At 64.2% G+C, this 13,864-nt stretch carries 14 protein-coding genes; 5 read left to right on the top strand and 9 right to left on the bottom strand.

Annotated features, from left to right (window positions below; genetic code table 11):
• Window positions 1–29 precede the first annotated feature (29 nt).
• The 3 genes from J2X38_RS14515 (at window position 30) to J2X38_RS14505 (ending at window position 2,782) form a co-directional block, all read left to right on the top strand.
• The gene (locus tag J2X38_RS14515; RefSeq protein WP_310255147.1) at window positions 30–269 is read left to right on the top strand and encodes a hypothetical protein; all 240 of its coding nucleotides are present in this window, start codon (window positions 30–32) and stop codon (window positions 267–269) included.
• Between the two features lie 157 nt (window positions 270–426).
• A complete protein-coding gene (locus tag J2X38_RS14510; protein WP_310255146.1) occupies window positions 427–2,058 on the top strand; it encodes an N-6 DNA methylase in 1,632 nt (543 codons plus the stop codon).
• Complete coding sequence (locus tag J2X38_RS14505) at window positions 2,045–2,782, top strand: hypothetical protein (RefSeq protein WP_310255145.1); 738 nt, start codon at window positions 2,045–2,047, stop codon at window positions 2,780–2,782. The genes J2X38_RS14510 and J2X38_RS14505 overlap by 14 nt, the downstream gene beginning before the upstream one ends.
• A 30-nt stretch (window positions 2,783–2,812) precedes the next feature.
• Here J2X38_RS14505 and lepA read toward each other — a convergent pair whose 3' ends face one another.
• The 4 genes from lepA to J2X38_RS14485 all read right to left on the bottom strand — a co-directional run bounded on the left by lepA (window position 2,813) and on the right by J2X38_RS14485 (window position 7,126).
• Window positions 2,813–4,636 carry a translation elongation factor 4 gene (gene lepA / locus J2X38_RS14500; protein ID WP_310255144.1) on the bottom strand — a complete coding sequence of 608 codons (1,824 nt, stop codon included), beginning with the start codon at window positions 4,634–4,636 and terminating at the stop codon, window positions 2,813–2,815.
• Window positions 4,637–4,967: 331 nt separating this feature from the next.
• A complete protein-coding gene (locus J2X38_RS14495; protein WP_310255143.1) occupies window positions 4,968–5,852 on the bottom strand; it encodes a transposase in 885 nt (294 codons plus the stop codon).
• Window positions 5,840–6,910, bottom strand: coding sequence for a HEAT repeat domain-containing protein (locus J2X38_RS14490; RefSeq protein ID WP_310255142.1), 1,071 nt, complete (start codon window positions 6,908–6,910; stop codon window positions 5,840–5,842). The genes J2X38_RS14495 and J2X38_RS14490 overlap by 13 nt, the downstream gene beginning before the upstream one ends.
• Window positions 6,911–6,979: 69 nt before the next feature.
• Window positions 6,980–7,126 carry a hypothetical protein gene (locus tag J2X38_RS14485; protein WP_156419673.1) on the bottom strand — a complete coding sequence of 49 codons (147 nt, stop codon included), beginning with the start codon at window positions 7,124–7,126 and terminating at the stop codon, window positions 6,980–6,982.
• Window positions 7,127–7,301: 175 nt separating this feature from the next.
• Between J2X38_RS14485 and J2X38_RS14480 the strand changes: the two genes are divergently transcribed.
• Window positions 7,302–8,252 (top strand): beta-propeller fold lactonase family protein, encoded by a 951-nt coding sequence (locus J2X38_RS14480; RefSeq protein WP_310255141.1) that lies wholly within the window; start codon window positions 7,302–7,304, stop codon window positions 8,250–8,252.
• On the opposite strand, the gene J2X38_RS14475 is transcribed toward J2X38_RS14480, so the two are convergent.
• The 5 genes from J2X38_RS14475 to argH form a co-directional block, all read right to left on the bottom strand.
• Window positions 8,249–9,424 carry an aminotransferase gene (locus J2X38_RS14475; protein ID WP_310255140.1) on the bottom strand — a complete coding sequence of 392 codons (1,176 nt, stop codon included), beginning with the start codon at window positions 9,422–9,424 and terminating at the stop codon, window positions 8,249–8,251. The two genes, J2X38_RS14480 and J2X38_RS14475, sit on opposite strands and share 4 nt — an antisense overlap.
• Complete coding sequence (locus tag J2X38_RS14470; RefSeq protein WP_310255139.1) at window positions 9,421–10,191, bottom strand: NAD(P)-dependent oxidoreductase; 771 nt, start codon at window positions 10,189–10,191, stop codon at window positions 9,421–9,423. The genes J2X38_RS14475 and J2X38_RS14470 overlap by 4 nt, the downstream gene beginning before the upstream one ends.
• Before the next feature lies 1 nt (window position 10,192).
• Window positions 10,193–11,458, bottom strand: coding sequence for a diaminopimelate decarboxylase (gene lysA / locus J2X38_RS14465; RefSeq protein ID WP_310255138.1), 1,266 nt, complete (start codon window positions 11,456–11,458; stop codon window positions 10,193–10,195).
• Window positions 11,459–11,585: 127 nt separating this feature from the next.
• On the bottom strand, window positions 11,586–11,837 hold the full coding sequence (locus J2X38_RS14460) for a hypothetical protein (RefSeq protein WP_058539713.1): 252 nt from the start codon (window positions 11,835–11,837) through the stop codon (window positions 11,586–11,588).
• On the bottom strand, window positions 11,837–13,213 hold the full coding sequence (gene argH / locus J2X38_RS14455) for an argininosuccinate lyase (RefSeq protein WP_310255137.1): 1,377 nt from the start codon (window positions 13,211–13,213) through the stop codon (window positions 11,837–11,839). Before argH ends, J2X38_RS14460 begins: the two co-directional genes overlap by 1 nt.
• Here argH and J2X38_RS14450 point away from each other — a divergent pair.
• A complete protein-coding gene (locus tag J2X38_RS14450) occupies window positions 13,173–13,835 on the top strand; it encodes a TlpA disulfide reductase family protein (protein WP_310255136.1) in 663 nt (220 codons plus the stop codon). The two genes, argH and J2X38_RS14450, sit on opposite strands and share 41 nt — an antisense overlap.
• The last annotated feature ends 29 nt before the right edge of the window (window positions 13,836–13,864 follow it).

The raw sequence follows: 13,864 nt of genomic DNA, 5'->3' as shown, positions 1-13,864 counted from the left end.
GCCCGCTTCGGCCGCAGGGTCGAAAGCATATGGTCCCGCCGCGCGAACCCTATGGCGGCTGGGTCTCCTGTGAAGCCTTCCAGCCCGAACAGGTCCAGACCTGCCTATCGATCGGCCGCCTGATCCACGACGACGATTGCATTAAAGTGCTCGCCGGATCGGCAACGATCGTCGGCGACGAGGAACGGCTGATGCTGAGCGGCGTGATCGAGATTCCAGCGCGGTGCGTGGTGCGGGTTGTGCGGTTGGAGGAGCAGATAGCTGGCTAGGACGATCAGATTCTTGTCCGGAATGGCCGGAAACCTGATGCTTTTTCTTGACTTACCTATTGGAACATAGATAGAACAGATAAATTCTCGGAAAACAACCCTGCAGGGCTTGTTCGCGCAAACCGAGTCAAGCAAAAGACCGTCAAGGGGATAGCGCGTGGACACTCAAGAGAACCGGAAATCGCGCGGCGCATTTTTCACGCCGCCAGAAATTTCCCGCTATCTTGCTCGATGGGCTATCCGGTCACCTAACGACGTGATCCTCGAACCCTCATGTGGTGAAGCGAGCTTCCTGCTCGCAGCAGGAGAGCGTTTGCGGGACTTAGATGCCTGTCCCCTCCTGTGGTCGAGCCAGCTACATGGTGTCGAAATACACGAGGATTCAGCCGTCGCGGCTAAATCCATATTGCGCGATGCTAACCTAGACGCATCGGTGACGGTCTCTGATTTCTTCGACTATGACGAACGGCAAAAATTCGATGCCATTGTGGGGAACCCACCCTTCGTACGTTACCAGCAGTTTTCTGGAGCCGCGCGTGCCAAAAGCCTAGAGGCCGCGCTTGCACAGGGCGTTCGCCTTTCCGGCTTGGCAAGTTCATGGGCTGGTTTCGTCTTGAAAGCCTCTCAACATGTTTCTGAATGTGGACGCCTCGCCCTTGTTCTTCCTGCCGAGCTTTTATCAGTCAGCTACGCCGCGGAGGTAAGAAACTTTCTTCTCCGTCGTTTTGCGCATGTTCGCCTGATTATGTTTGAACAACGCGTCTTTCCAGAAGTCTTGGAAGAAGTTGTATTGCTGCTCGCGGAAGGGTCTGGCGGAGCCAAATGCTTTGAAGTCTATCAGACGCGAAACGCACAAACCCTACAGGATGTGGAAGCTGCCGAATGGACAGAACATGCCCCAGCTGTAGGCGAAAAATGGACTCCAGCGCTTGTCGCAAAGAACGCTTTTGCGGCATATCGTGAAATCGCCTCACTCCATTTTGAAGATTTGGGAAGTTGGGGGAGAACATATCTCGGCGCCGTCACTGGAAATAATAAATTCTTCACGTTGTCGGCAAATGACCTTCGCAAACATGGTCTGACGCAATCTGATGTAATTCCTATCTCTCCACCGGGTTCACGCCATATGCGAGGTCTGACCTTCACCGATGCGGCTTGGAGAAAGCTGTCGCAAGATGATTCTCGCACGCTTTTGTTTTACCCCGGTGAACGACCATCAGAACCAGCGTTACGTTATATAAAGCGAGGCGAGGAATCTAGTATAGCGGAAGCTTACAAGTGCCGCATGAGATCGCCATGGTGGAGAGTACCTCTTGTTGAAATACCTGATTTATTCCTAACTTATATGAATCATGATCGGCCGCGGCTGATTACGAACAGCTCGAAGGCACATATTTTAAATTCAATCTACGGTGTGAAATTAAAGGATGATCGTCGGTCGATGGGCAGAGAGTTGCTGCCGATTGCAAGTTTGAACAGCGTCACCTTGCTTGGCGCTGAAATCGTGGGGCGCGCTTATGGCGGTGGGCTATTAAAAATGGAACCCCGCGAAGCTGATTTGCTCCCTGTCCCCTCTTTCATACACATAAGGTCTGTTGAGAAAGAACTGCGCGCAATAAAATCTCAGCTTACGCGCCAGCTTCGGCAGGGTAATGTTGAAGAGGCAGCGGAAGCTGTCGATTCCATATTATTGGCAAATGTTACAAAAAGTGATTTAGAAGCTCTTCGAGCGGCCAGAGACGTATTATTCCAGCGTCGGCGCGCGAGGGGAAAGAATGGCAAGGATTGACGACTCGATAAGTGCAGCTCTTACCGCTGCGGGGGACAGACCGTCAGATGAGGCCGCATCGACGCTGAAAAAGGCATATAGCGAAAAGGTATCTGCGAATATCGCTCTCGCTCTAGCGGAAGAACTACGCCTTCGTGGTTTAAATGAAGCTCGTCCAGCCCTTCCCGGTGAACTCGACGGATCTGGCGCTGAACGCCGGATGGCTGGCGGTATCGGGGCGAAGAAGGTCGATGTGACATGGTCGACAGAAGAAAGTGGTCTAATCCTTGGAGTTTCGATTAAGTCAATTAATTTCAGAGACAAAACTACTAAGAACTATCAAAAAAATTTGACAAATCGGCGAGGAGACATGCTCTTCGAGGCAGTGACACTCCACCGCCGATTCCCTTATGCTGTTTTGGGTGGCCTGTTTATCTTCGGTGCTGGCGCTGCGGAAGATGGCACTTCGAAGCGCCGATCAACCTTTGAAAACGCTCACAATCGGTTTCGGCTTTTCACAGGACGAAGCGATCCAGCAGGGCGTGAAGAGCAATTCGAAGCCTTTTATTTTATGCTCCTCGAAGCTTCGTCTCAGCATGCCGACTATACTCTTTACCGCGTGGGCGATCACAAAAAACAGATTTCGTTTGACGAGTTAATTTGCGAACTTATTCAAACGACAGCAATTCGAAATCCGGACTTTTACGAGTATGACGATGGCCAGCTGCAATCCATGAGAGCATAATAAGCCCGGTTTCCAGACTTCAAAATCCGATCAGGCATCATCCCCCATCCGCAGCGCCGCAATAAACGCCTCCTGCGGAATGTTCACATTCCCATATTCGCGCATCCGCTTCTTCCCTTCCTTCTGCTTTTCCAGCAGCTTCTTCTTGCGGGTCGCGTCGCCGCCATAGCATTTGGCGGTCACGTCCTTGCGCAGCGCGGCGATGGTTTCGCGGGCGATCACCTTGCCGCCGATCGCGGCCTGGATCGGGATCTTGAACATGTGGCGCGGGATCAGGTCCTTCAGCCGCTCGCACATGCCGCGGCCGCGCGTCTCGGCGGTGCCGCGGTGGACGATCATGCTCAGCGCGTCGACCGGCTCGTTGTTGACGAGGATGCTCATCTTGACGAGGTCGCCGGGGCGGTGGCCGATCTGGTGATAGTCGAAGCTGGCGTAACCGCGGCTGATGCTCTTCAGCCGGTCATAGAAATCGAACACGACTTCGTTGAGCGGCAGTTCATAGGTAATCTGCGCGCGGCCGCCCACATAGGTCAGATTCTTCTGCACCCCGCGGCGGTCCTGACACAGCTTCAGGATCGGGCCGAGATATTCGTCGGGCACGTAAATCACCGCCTCGATCCACGGTTCCTGAATCTCGTCGATGCGGTTCGGGTCGGGCATGTCGGCGGGGTTGTGGAGTTCGATCTCCTTTGCCGCCTCATTCTTCGTATGACCAAGCTTCAGCTTGTACACCACCGACGGCGCGGTGGTGATCAGGTCGAGGTCGTACTCGCGGGTCAGCCGCTCCTGAATGATCTCGAGGTGGAGCAGGCCAAGGAAACCGCAGCGGAAACCGAAACCGAGCGCGGCCGAGCTTTCCATCTCGAACGAGAAGCTGGCGTCGTTGAGGCGGAGCTTCTGGATGCTTTCGCGGAGCTTCTCGAAGTCGTTCGCGTCGGTCGGGAACATGCCGCAAAAGACGACGGGCTGGACTTCCTTGAACCCCGGAAGCGCCTTGGCGGCGGGCTTCTTGGCGTCGGTCACCGTGTCGCCGACGCGCGCCTGCGCGACGTCCTTGATCTGCGCGGTGATAAATCCGATCTCGCCGGGGCCGAGCTCGCTGAGCTGCTCGATCTTGGGCGTGAAACAGCCGACGCGGTCGATCAGGTGTGTGGTGCCCGCCTGCATGAACTTGATCTGCTGGCCCTTTTTCAGCACGCCGTCGATCACGCGGATCAGGATGACGACGCCGAGATACGGGTCGTACCAGCTGTCGACGAGCATCGCGACGAGCGGCGCGGTTGCGTCGCCCTTCGGCGGCGGGATGCGCGTGACGATCGCCTCCAGCGCTTCCTCGATGCCGATCCCGGCCTTCGCGCTCGCGAGCACCGCGTCGTCGGCGGGCAGCCCGATGATGTCCTCGATCTCGGCCTTCACCTTGTCGACGTCGGCCGCGGGCAGGTCGATCTTGTTGATCACCGGGACGATCTCATGGTCGTGCTCGATCGACTGATACACATTCGCGAGCGTCTGCGCCTCGACCCCCTGCGCCGCGTCGACGACGAGCAACGCGCCCTCGCACGCCGCGAGGCTTCGCGACACTTCATAGGCGAAGTCGACGTGTCCGGGCGTGTCCATCAGGTTGAGCTCATACGTCTCACCGTCGTGCGCCTTATACTTCAGGCGCACCGTCTGCGCCTTGATGGTGATCCCGCGCTCTTTCTCGATGTCCATATTATCAAGGACTTGCGCGGACATCTCGCGCGCGGTCAGCCCGCCCGTGAACTGGATGAGCCGGTCGGCGAGCGTCGACTTGCCATGATCGATGTGCGCGATGATGGAGAAGTTGCGGATATGCGAAAGCGGGGTTGTCATGGAAGGCCCACTAGCAGCGGAAATGCGCGCTGTCAGCAGGGAGTGGGCGCCCCGGAACGGGCGGTGCAATTTTGATCCAAAGTTCAGCGAAGTTCAGCCCCGTGACGCACCCCTTTTCGGCTTCCGCAGGCGGCCGAGCGCGGGGCGTGCGTGCCGTCCAGGGCGCAAGGTTGCAAAGGTCGCAACAGCCACGACCTTTCGCCACGGATGCGTTGCGGCGGAGCCGCAGATTTCCAACGAATCAAAGAGCCAGCAGAGGGACGCTGGCATGGCGCGATAATGTAGGAAAGGGGTTTCTGGCCGCGAAGACGTGGAGGATCTGGCGGCGAGGTTAGAAGGTCAGCCACCTTTCGCAATCATCGCGCACCCGCGCAGCGCCATCGCGCATCCCCCGCTCCAGCACCGCCACCCTGTCCTCGCCCTCCTCCGCCGCCGCCAGCGCCGCAATCGCGTTCGCGCGCACCCTTGGCACCGGATGCGCCTTGGCAAACTGCTCGGCGACGTCCTTCCCATCCTCCGTCAGATGCACCGCGCAGCGGAGCAGCATTTCGCTACTGGTCAGCGTCGGGCGTTTGGCGATCGTGCCATGCTCGAGATCGACGATATACTGGTCGCGCCATGGGACGTGGTCGCCCTCGTCCATGATGTTGAGGCTGACCGAAAGGCTGGGCGGCGGGAGCTGGCTGTGGATGTCGCGATGGGCGCGGTAGAGCATCATCTTGCCATAGCTTAAGCTGCTGCGCTCGACGAATGTCAGGTTCAGCGACTCGCCGAGGCGGCCGTCGACGGTTTCGGGGTCGTAATCATAATAGTCGCTGACATAGCCGGGGCCGAAATAGCCCGCGGTGAGGAAGCTGAAATTATGGTCGTGCGGGACGCCGTAGGAGAAGGCCGCGGGGCCGCTCGCGGTGAAAGCGGCGTCGCGCTCGGACGGCCACATGTTGGCGCGGAGGTAAAAGCCGCGCGGGCTGCGGTGGATGAGGAAGACCTGCGCCGTATAGCGGTTGAGGGTGAGCTGGTCGGCGTAGCTTGCCTTGAGCGCGGCGATCACGCGGTCGGCGAGAAAGTCGGGGTTGCGGGCGAGGCCGGCGAGGAGGTCGGCGCAGCGCGCAATACTCGCTTCGTCGGCGAGGTCGACGCCGCATTCGTCGAGGCGCGCGGTCACCTCTTGGATATCGAGCGCGGGGCCCGCGGGCGGGTCGATCAGGCGGGGCATGGGGTCGACCCCTTCGCGCGGGGCGCCGGTTTGGGGGTGGAGGGCGCCGGGCTTGTGCAAGGCCCCGGCCCTCCACCCCCCTCCCGCCCCGTCTCACCGGAAGGCAGGGAGAAGAGCCTATGCGTCGCCGCGGCGGCGCTGCGAACCTCGGGATGCGGATCGGTCGCCGCCATCGCGCCGAGATGCGGAAACGCCGCTGCGGGATCGAGCGCGACGAGTTCGCGCATCGCGTTCCAGCGCGCGGCGAAATCCTCGCTTGCCGTCTCGGCGACGAAAAGCGGCGCCGCGTCGGTGCGGCCAAGCTGGCGCAGCAGCGCGAGCGCCATCTGGCGGAAGCTGCTGTCGCGGCGCGAGGCGCTGACGTGGGTCAGGCCGCCGCTTGCGATGTCATAGGCGCGGATCGGGAGACGGGACGGCGGCTGGACGATGAGTTCAAGGAAGAGGATGTCGCTGCTAGCGCCCTGAAGTGTGAAGCTTTGGCGCGCGGTGTCGAGGATCAGCGTCTCGCCAGTCCGCAACGGGCGCGGCGGCGGGCTGTCGCACCGGGCGGCACTTTGGGCAGTGAAGCCGCCGGCTTCCTCGGCCGCGCTGACCGCAACCGCATGCGTGCAAAGCTGTGCACCGCCGCCGTCGAGGACATGGATCGCCGCGTGGCCGGGGACGAAGACCGCGCTGCCGGACGCGGCGCCATTAGCCGTGAATGGCCGCAGCTGGAGCGTCAGGCGGATCGCGCCGCGATCGGCAAGGACCAGCCCTCCGGCACTGCCATCGCCGCCGCCCACCATCCGCAGCGGCGGGCGCGCAAAGGGCTCGGCGGCGAGCAACGTCAGTGCCGCACCGAGCCGGTTGCGGAGCCAGCGTGTGTCGGAGAGCCAGGGGAGAAGGCGCGTTATCGCGACATCGGCGGGGGCGTCGGCGAGCGCCGCGATGGCGGTCAGCAGTCCGTCGGGGGAGCTGTCGGCCGCGCTCCACGCGGCGTCGAGGTCTGCGACCGCGCGGCGCATCGCCCGACGGCGCGCGGCGTCGGCGCGGGGAAAATGGTCGTGGCGGGATGGCATGACGGCACCCTCGAAAAGCGGGGGAACGAAGGGCGCCGGGTTGGTGGCGCCCTCCGTTCCCGCCGCAGCTCAATCGTAGACGATCATCGCGATCGCGACAGCGAGTTCGAAGACCGACGGCCCCGATGATGCGCTTTCGCCCATCAGCGAGCCGAACAATCCGACTGCGGTGTCGAGCAAAGGCAGCGCCTCGATATCGATGGTTGGCAGACCCATATTCCCCCTCCTGTCCTGAACGGCGGCGCGACCTGCCGCCATGAACAGGGCTAGGAAGACGCGGGCGCGCTTCCCAGTTAACTTATCGTAATCGCGGCCATGTCGCTGGTCGAAGCGGGGTTGCGGCGGTGTGCGCCGGGGATAGGCTGGCGCCTTCGAAACCGGGAGACCCGTCATGCGCCACACCATCGCCGCCGTCCTTTGCACGCTGTTGCTCGCCGCGCCCGCGGGCGCCGAAACCTTGCTCGTCGGCAACAAGGGCGAAGATACGCTGAGCGTCATCGCGCTGGCGTCGGGGGAAGAACTGGCGCGACTGCCGACGGGCAAGATGCCGCACGAGATCGCGATCTCGCCCGACGGCAAGCAGGCCGCGGTGGTCGCCTATGGCAGCACGACGATCGACGTGTTCGACGTCGCGAACCGGATCAAGATCCGGACGATCGACCTCAGCCCCAATCAGCGGCCGCACGGGCTGCTGTGGCTGTCCGACGGGCGGCTGGTCGCGACGACCGAGGGCAGCGAGTCGGTCGCGGTGGTGGCCCCCGATGGCAAGCTGACGTCGATTTCGACGGGGCAGAAGGGCACGCACATGATCGTCGTCGCGCCCGACAACCGCACCGCCTATACCGCGAATATCGCAGCGGGGACGGTCAGCGTGCTCGACCTCAAGACCGCGAAGAAGCTGCGCGACCTGACCATCGGCGGCAAGCCCGAAGGGCTGGCACTGACGAAGCGCGGGCGCGAGCTGTGGGTCGGCGACCTCGATGCGCCGCGCGTGTCGATCTGGGATACGAAGACCGGCAAGAAAATCGCCGAGCAGCCGGTCGACCCGGTCGCGATCCGCGTGCTCGCCAGCCCCGACGGCAAGCTGGTCGCGACGAGCAATATCGCGAGCGGCACGATCAGCCTGTTCGACGCCGAAACGCGCGCGCCGGTGAAGACAATCAAGGTGTCGGGCGAGCAGGCAAAGGGGCAGGTCACGCTGCTCTTCAGCCGCGATTCGAAGCGGATCTATGCCGCCGAGACCGGGCACGACAAGGTTGCCGAGATTGACGTTGCGAGCGGCGCGGTGCTGCGCCGGATCGCGGCGGGCAAGAATGGCGACGGGCTGGCGATCGCGCCCTAGGCTTTTTCGGCGCGCAATGTGTCGCGAAAGGCCGCGAGGCGGCGAACGGCCTCGTCGAGTATCGCGCCCTCCTTGGCGAAACAGAGGCGCAGGATGTGGCGCGGGCCATCGCCTTCGAACAGCGCCGAGACGGGAATCGAGGCGACCCCCGCTTCGCGCACTGCGCGTTCGCTGAACTCACAGTCGGAGAGCGCGATCCCCGACGCCGCGAGGTCGATGCACAGGAACCAGGTCGCGGCGTTCGGTAGGACGGTGAAGCCGGCGGCGCTCAGCGCGTCGCCGAGGCGCCGGCGCGATGCGGCCCAGCGCTCGCGCTGCGCAGCGAACCATGCATCGGGGCGATCGAGCCCCTCGGCCACCGCCCATTGCAGCGCGGGCGGCGTCGTGAATGTGAGGAACTGGTGCGCGCGGCCGAGCGCTGTTGCCATTTCGGGCGCTGCGCATAGCCAGCCGGTCTTCCACCCTGTCAGACCGAAGATCTTGCCCGCCGAGCCGATCTTCACTGCGCGTTCGGCCATGCCCGGGAAGGACATCAGCGAACGGTGCGGCACTCCGTCGAAGCGGACATCCTCCCAGACCTCGTCGCAGATCGCGACGAGGTCGTGGCGCACGCAGGCGTCGGCGATCATAGCCAGTTCGGCCTCGCTCGCGACCGTGCCGGCGGGATTGAGCGGATCGTTGAGGATGAGGACGCGTGTGCGCGGCGTGATTGCTGCGGCGAGCTGCCCGGCATCGTAGCGCCAGTCGGGCGGGGTGAGCGCGATCGAGACCGGGATACCCCCGGCGCGGCGCACCATCGGCGCGTAACTGTCATAGGCGGGCTGGAACAGGATCACCTCGTCGCCCGGCGCGACGAACGCGAGGATGGCTGCGGCAAGCGCTTCGGTCGCGCCCGAGGTCACGATCACCTGTTCGCGGGTCAGCGCCAGCCCCTGCCGCCGCGCGTAGAAGGTGCAGATCGCGTCGCGCAGTTCGGGCAGCCCGAAGGCCGGCGGATATTGGTTCGACTTTTCGGCGAGTGCGCGCGCCGCGGCGGCGATCATGTCCGGATGCGGCGGCTCGTCAGGAAAGCCCTGCCCCAGGTTGATCGCGTCATGCGCCCGCGCGAGCCCCGACATATGCTCGAAAATCGTCGGCTCCATAGCAGCATAGAGCGGGTGGACCGGGCTCATGGAGGCAAAAGCCAGAGCGACAGGCCGGGCGGCGGGTCGACGGGGGGTGCATCGGCGATGTGACGCACCGCGTCGGCGCGGGCGCGGTCGAGAATGGCGGCGGGCACGTCCGCCGGGTGGAAGATATGATCGGCCTCGCCGAGCAGGCGCGCGGCGCGGAGCGTGAGGTCGTCGGGATCGGCGCTTGCCAGGACGATGGTTTCAAGGCGCGATGGCTGGCTCGGGGTTTCGCTCGCCAGCCAGCGCTCGACCTTATCCGCCGCATCGGCATCGAGCGGATCGAGCGCGCCGCCGCTCGCGAGCGCGGCATCGATTGCGCGGCGACGGTCGGCGGCGGCGGGCCAGCGCGCCTTCATCGCGCCGCGCGCGGCGTGGAGCGCCGCGGCGAGCGCGCCGAGGCGGGCGGGAAGCAAGGCTTCGATGCGCTGGCGGACGGCTTTTGCGAGGCCCGCCGATGCCCCGCCCGTTCCGATCGCGATCGTCACCGGGGCGCGGTCGACGATCGCGGGGGTGGTGAAATCGCAAAGCGCGGGGCGGTCGACGACATTGACGAGAAGCCCGCGCGTGCGAAGCGCCTGCGCCGCAGCGCGTGCCGCGTCGCCATCGTCGAGCGCGACGAAAGCGATCGTCGCGCCTTCCTCCCACGCCGGCACGATCCGGCCGCCCGCGCGCACGATCAGCCGCGCCTTGGCATCGGCGGCTTCCCCCTTCCCGACCAGCACGACCGTGCGGCCGCGAAGGTTAAGGAAGACGGGAAGCTGTTCCACGTCAGTCGATCCAGTCGGGCACGCGCTCGGCGGCCATGATCGTGCCCGCCGTGATCCGGTCGGCGACAACGGCATAGCGGTCGCCGTCGACGAGCACCTCGGGAACGAGGCTGCGGCTATTGTAGGTCGACGCCATCGTCGCGCCATAGGCGCCCGCGCTGCAGAAGACCGCGAGGTCACCCGCCTCGACCTTGTCGATCAGCCGGTCGCGCGCAAAGGTGTCGCCGGTTTCGCAGACCGGCCCAACGATCGACGCGGTCATCGTCTCGCCCGACGGCTTTACCGCTACGAAATCGTGCCAGGCGTCATAGAGCGCGGGCCTGGCAAGGTCGTTCATCGCCGCATCGACGATGACGAAGGGGTGCGTTGCGCCGGGTTTCACCCACAATGTCTCGGTCAGCAAAACCCCCGAATTGCCCGCGATGACGCGGCCGGGTTCGAACATCAGCGTGACGTCCCAATCGCGCGTTACGCGCGCGACCATCGCACCATAATCGGCGGGCGACGGCGGAATGATATTGTCGCCCGCCCGATACGGCACGCCAAGCCCGCCGCCGAGGTCGACATGGGTGATGCTGTGCCCCGCGGCGCGCAGCTCGGCGACGAGCTCGCCCACGCGCTTGAACGCCGCCTCGAACGGGGCGAGGCTGGTGAGCTGGCTGCCGATATGGACCGCGATGCCGCGCAAGTTGAGCCCCGGCAGCGCCGACAGCCGGGCGAAGATTTCGGGCGCGGCGTCGATCCCGACGCCGAACTTGTTATCGGCCTTGCCGGTCGAGATTTTGGCATGCGTGCCCGCGTCGACGTCCGGATTGACGCGCAGCACCGCGGGCGCGGTCATTTCCTTTGCGAGCGCGATTTCGGCGAGTGCCACACCCTCGGGCTCGTGCTCGATGTTGAACTGGCCGATGCCGCGGTCGAGCCCCAGCGCCAGTTCGGCGCGCGTCTTGCCGACGCCCGAAAAGACGATGTCCTCGGCCGCCATGCCCGCCGCGAGCGCGCGTTCGAGCTCGCCGCCCGATACGACGTCGGCGCCATAGCCCTGCCGCGCGAGAACGCGCAGCACGCCGAGGTTGGGGTTGCTCTTGATCGCAAAAGCGAGATGCTTCCTCGGAACATCCTTCAGCCCGTCACGAAACGCCTGCGCATGACGTTCGAGCGTCGCGCGCGAATAGACATAGACGGGGGTGCCGATTTCCTCGGCAATGCGTGGCAGCGGAATATCCTCGGCGTGCATCACGCCGTCACGAAGTTCAAAATGATTCATTGAAACAAATCCTGATTATCTTTTTCCGTTCGCATCGAGCGACGTCGAGATGCCTCGAAGGGCAACGCCACGCTGATGGGTGTCTCGACTTCGCTCGACACGAACGGGTAGGTATATTCGGTTTCAATCAGCCCGGAGGCGGCAGATCGAAATCGTCGGGTTCGCGTTGTTCGGACCGTTTGAGAAGTTCGTCGCTGCGCGCGGGCCGGGCCTGCGCGTCAGGCGTCGTAAGCTCCTCCGTAGTCGGGGCGCGGGTCGCGCCGACGGGAATCACCGGTGCAGGCTGGCCTGCCACGGGCTTCAGATCTTCCTTGCTGCCGCACGCGCCGAGCAGCGCGATTGCAGCCATGCCAACAAGGATGAGGCGCTTGGTCGCCATCAAATCGTTCCTTCGAGCGCCGCACGGGCCGCGGCGATGGCCTGCCTTACCCGTTCGGGCGCCGTCCCGCCATAGCTCAAGCGGCTGGCGACCGACGCTTCGACGGTCAGCGCCGCGAGCACCTCGGGTGTCACCGCGGCATGGATCGCCGCGGCGTCGGTTGCGGGCAGCGCCGACAGTTCGACGCCGAGTTCCTCGGCGCGCTTCACGCAGGCACCGACGACATGATGCGCCTCGCGGAACGGCAGGCCGTTCTCGCGCACGAGCCAGTCGGCGAGGTCGGTCGCGGTCGAATAGCCCGACGCGGCAAGCGCGCGCATGCGGTCGGTGCGGAAGGTCAAGGTTTCGACCATCCCCGTCATCGCGGCGAGCGACAGCGCGAGCGCGTCGAAGGCGCCGAAGACAGTTTCCTTGTCGTCCTGCAAATCCTTCGAATAGGTGAGCGGCAGGCCCTTCACGATAACCGCGAGGCGCTGGAAGGCGCCGAGCAACAGGCCCGCGCGCCCGCGCACCAGTTCGGCGGCGTCGGGATTGCGCTTTTGCGGCATGATCGAGCTGCCGGTCGACCAGGCGTCGGGCAGGCTGATGAAGCCGAAGGGCTGGCTGGCCCAGATCACGATTTCTTCGGCGAGACGCGACAGGTGGATCGCCGCGATCGATGCGGATGCACAGAATTCGAGCGCGAAGTCGCGGTCGGAGACGGCATCGATGCTGTTCGCCATCGGGCGGTCGAAGCCGAGCGCGGCGGCGGTCGCGTGGCGATCGACCGGGAAGCCGGTGCCCGCGAGCGCGGCGGCGCCGAGCGGCGATTCGTTGAGGCGGCGGCGGGCATCGGCAAAGCGGCTGCGGTCGCGGCCGAACATCTCGACATAGGCGAGCAGATGATGGCCGAGCGTTACCGGCTGCGCGACCTGCAGGTGCGTGAAGCCCGGCATGATGCTGCCCGCATGTTCGTCGGCGCGCGCGAGCAGCGCGGTCTGGATCGCCTGCAATCCCGCGTCGATGCGCTCGCAGGCGGTGCGCGTCCACAGGCGGAAATCGGTCGCGACCTGATCGTTGCGCGAACGCGCGGTGTGGAGCCGCCCGGCGGCTTCGCCGACGAGGTCCTTGAGCCGCGATTCGACCGTCATGTGGATGTCTTCGAGCGCGAGGTCGACGGGGACGCCGTTCGCGGCGAACTCATCGGCGATCTGCGCAAGGCCGCGGTCGATCACAACGGCGTCGTCGGCGCCAATGATGCCCGCCGCACCGAGCATCGCGGCGTGCGCGCGGCTCGCGGCGATATCTTCTTCCCACAATCGCTTGTCGACGGGGATCGAGGCGTTAATCTCTTGCATGATCGCGGCGGGTCCGCCACCGAAGCGGCCGCCCCACATGCTGTTGCTATCCGGAGTATTCGCCATCCGCCGCGTCCCAAATCCGTCCCTTGCGATCCTCGCCGTGCTTCTGGCCGGATCAATCGCCGGCTGCGATAGGGAAAAGCAGCCGGACGGGCAAGCCGGGCAAGGCCAAGCAAATGTTTCGGCGGGCCAAGCGAAGGGGCCCGGGCAGTTCGAGTATATTGTCGATCGCAGTCACAAGGGCGCGCTCGCGCCCACGGCCGGCTTTCGTGGCCCCGACGACGCGCCGGTGACGCTCGCGTCGTTTCGCGGGAAGCCGCTGCTCGTCAACCTGTGGGCGACCTGGTGCGCGCCGTGCGTCGCCGAAATGCCGACGCTCGATGCGCTCGCGGCGCAAAGCGCCGAACGGATGACGGTGATTGCCGTCGCGCAGGATTTGCAGGGGGCGGAAATTGTCGACCCATGGTTCCAGAAGGCGGGACTGAAGGCGCTCCAACCCTATATCGATCCGCAGAACGGCCTGCTCGACGCGGCGAACAGCGCTTTGCCGACGAGCATCTATTATGACGCCGACGGGCGCGAGGTCTGGCGCGTCGTGGGCGCCATCGACTGGCAGGGCAAGGAGGCGAAGGCGCTGCTGGCCGAAGCCAAGTCGTGACACAAGAAAGGGCGGGTGCCCCATGACAC

This window comes from Sphingopyxis sp. BE235, assembly GCF_031457175.1.
Lineage (GTDB): Bacteria > Pseudomonadota > Alphaproteobacteria > Sphingomonadales > Sphingomonadaceae > Sphingopyxis.
Note: the sequence above shows the minus strand (reverse complement) of the source record. Positions and strands in the feature narration are given on the sequence as shown.

Coding starts and splice junctions, on each gene's coding strand:
- J2X38_RS14515 (WP_310255147.1), top strand. CDS start 30: ATGGTCCCGCCGCGCGAACCCTATGGCGGCTGGGTCTCCTGTGAAGCC.
- J2X38_RS14505 (WP_310255145.1), top strand. CDS start 2,045: ATGGCAAGGATTGACGACTCGATAAGTGCAGCTCTTACCGCTGCGGGG.
- lepA (WP_310255144.1), bottom strand. CDS start 4,636: ATGACAACCCCGCTTTCGCATATCCGCAACTTCTCCATCATCGCGCAC.
- J2X38_RS14495 (WP_310255143.1), bottom strand. CDS start 5,852: ATGCCCCGCCTGATCGACCCGCCCGCGGGCCCCGCGCTCGATATCCAA.
- J2X38_RS14490 (WP_310255142.1), bottom strand. CDS start 6,910: ATGCCATCCCGCCACGACCATTTTCCCCGCGCCGACGCCGCGCGCCGT.
- J2X38_RS14485 (WP_156419673.1), bottom strand. CDS start 7,126: ATGGGTCTGCCAACCATCGATATCGAGGCGCTGCCTTTGCTCGACACC.
- J2X38_RS14480 (WP_310255141.1), top strand. CDS start 7,302: ATGCGCCACACCATCGCCGCCGTCCTTTGCACGCTGTTGCTCGCCGCG.
- J2X38_RS14475 (WP_310255140.1), bottom strand. CDS start 9,424: ATGAGCCCGGTCCACCCGCTCTATGCTGCTATGGAGCCGACGATTTTC.
- lysA (WP_310255138.1), bottom strand. CDS start 11,458: ATGAATCATTTTGAACTTCGTGACGGCGTGATGCACGCCGAGGATATT.
- J2X38_RS14460 (WP_058539713.1), bottom strand. CDS start 11,837: ATGGCGACCAAGCGCCTCATCCTTGTTGGCATGGCTGCAATCGCGCTG.
- J2X38_RS14450 (WP_310255136.1), top strand. CDS start 13,173: ATGATCGCGGCGGGTCCGCCACCGAAGCGGCCGCCCCACATGCTGTTG.
- argH (WP_310255137.1), bottom strand. CDS start 13,213: ATGTGGGGCGGCCGCTTCGGTGGCGGACCCGCCGCGATCATGCAAGAG.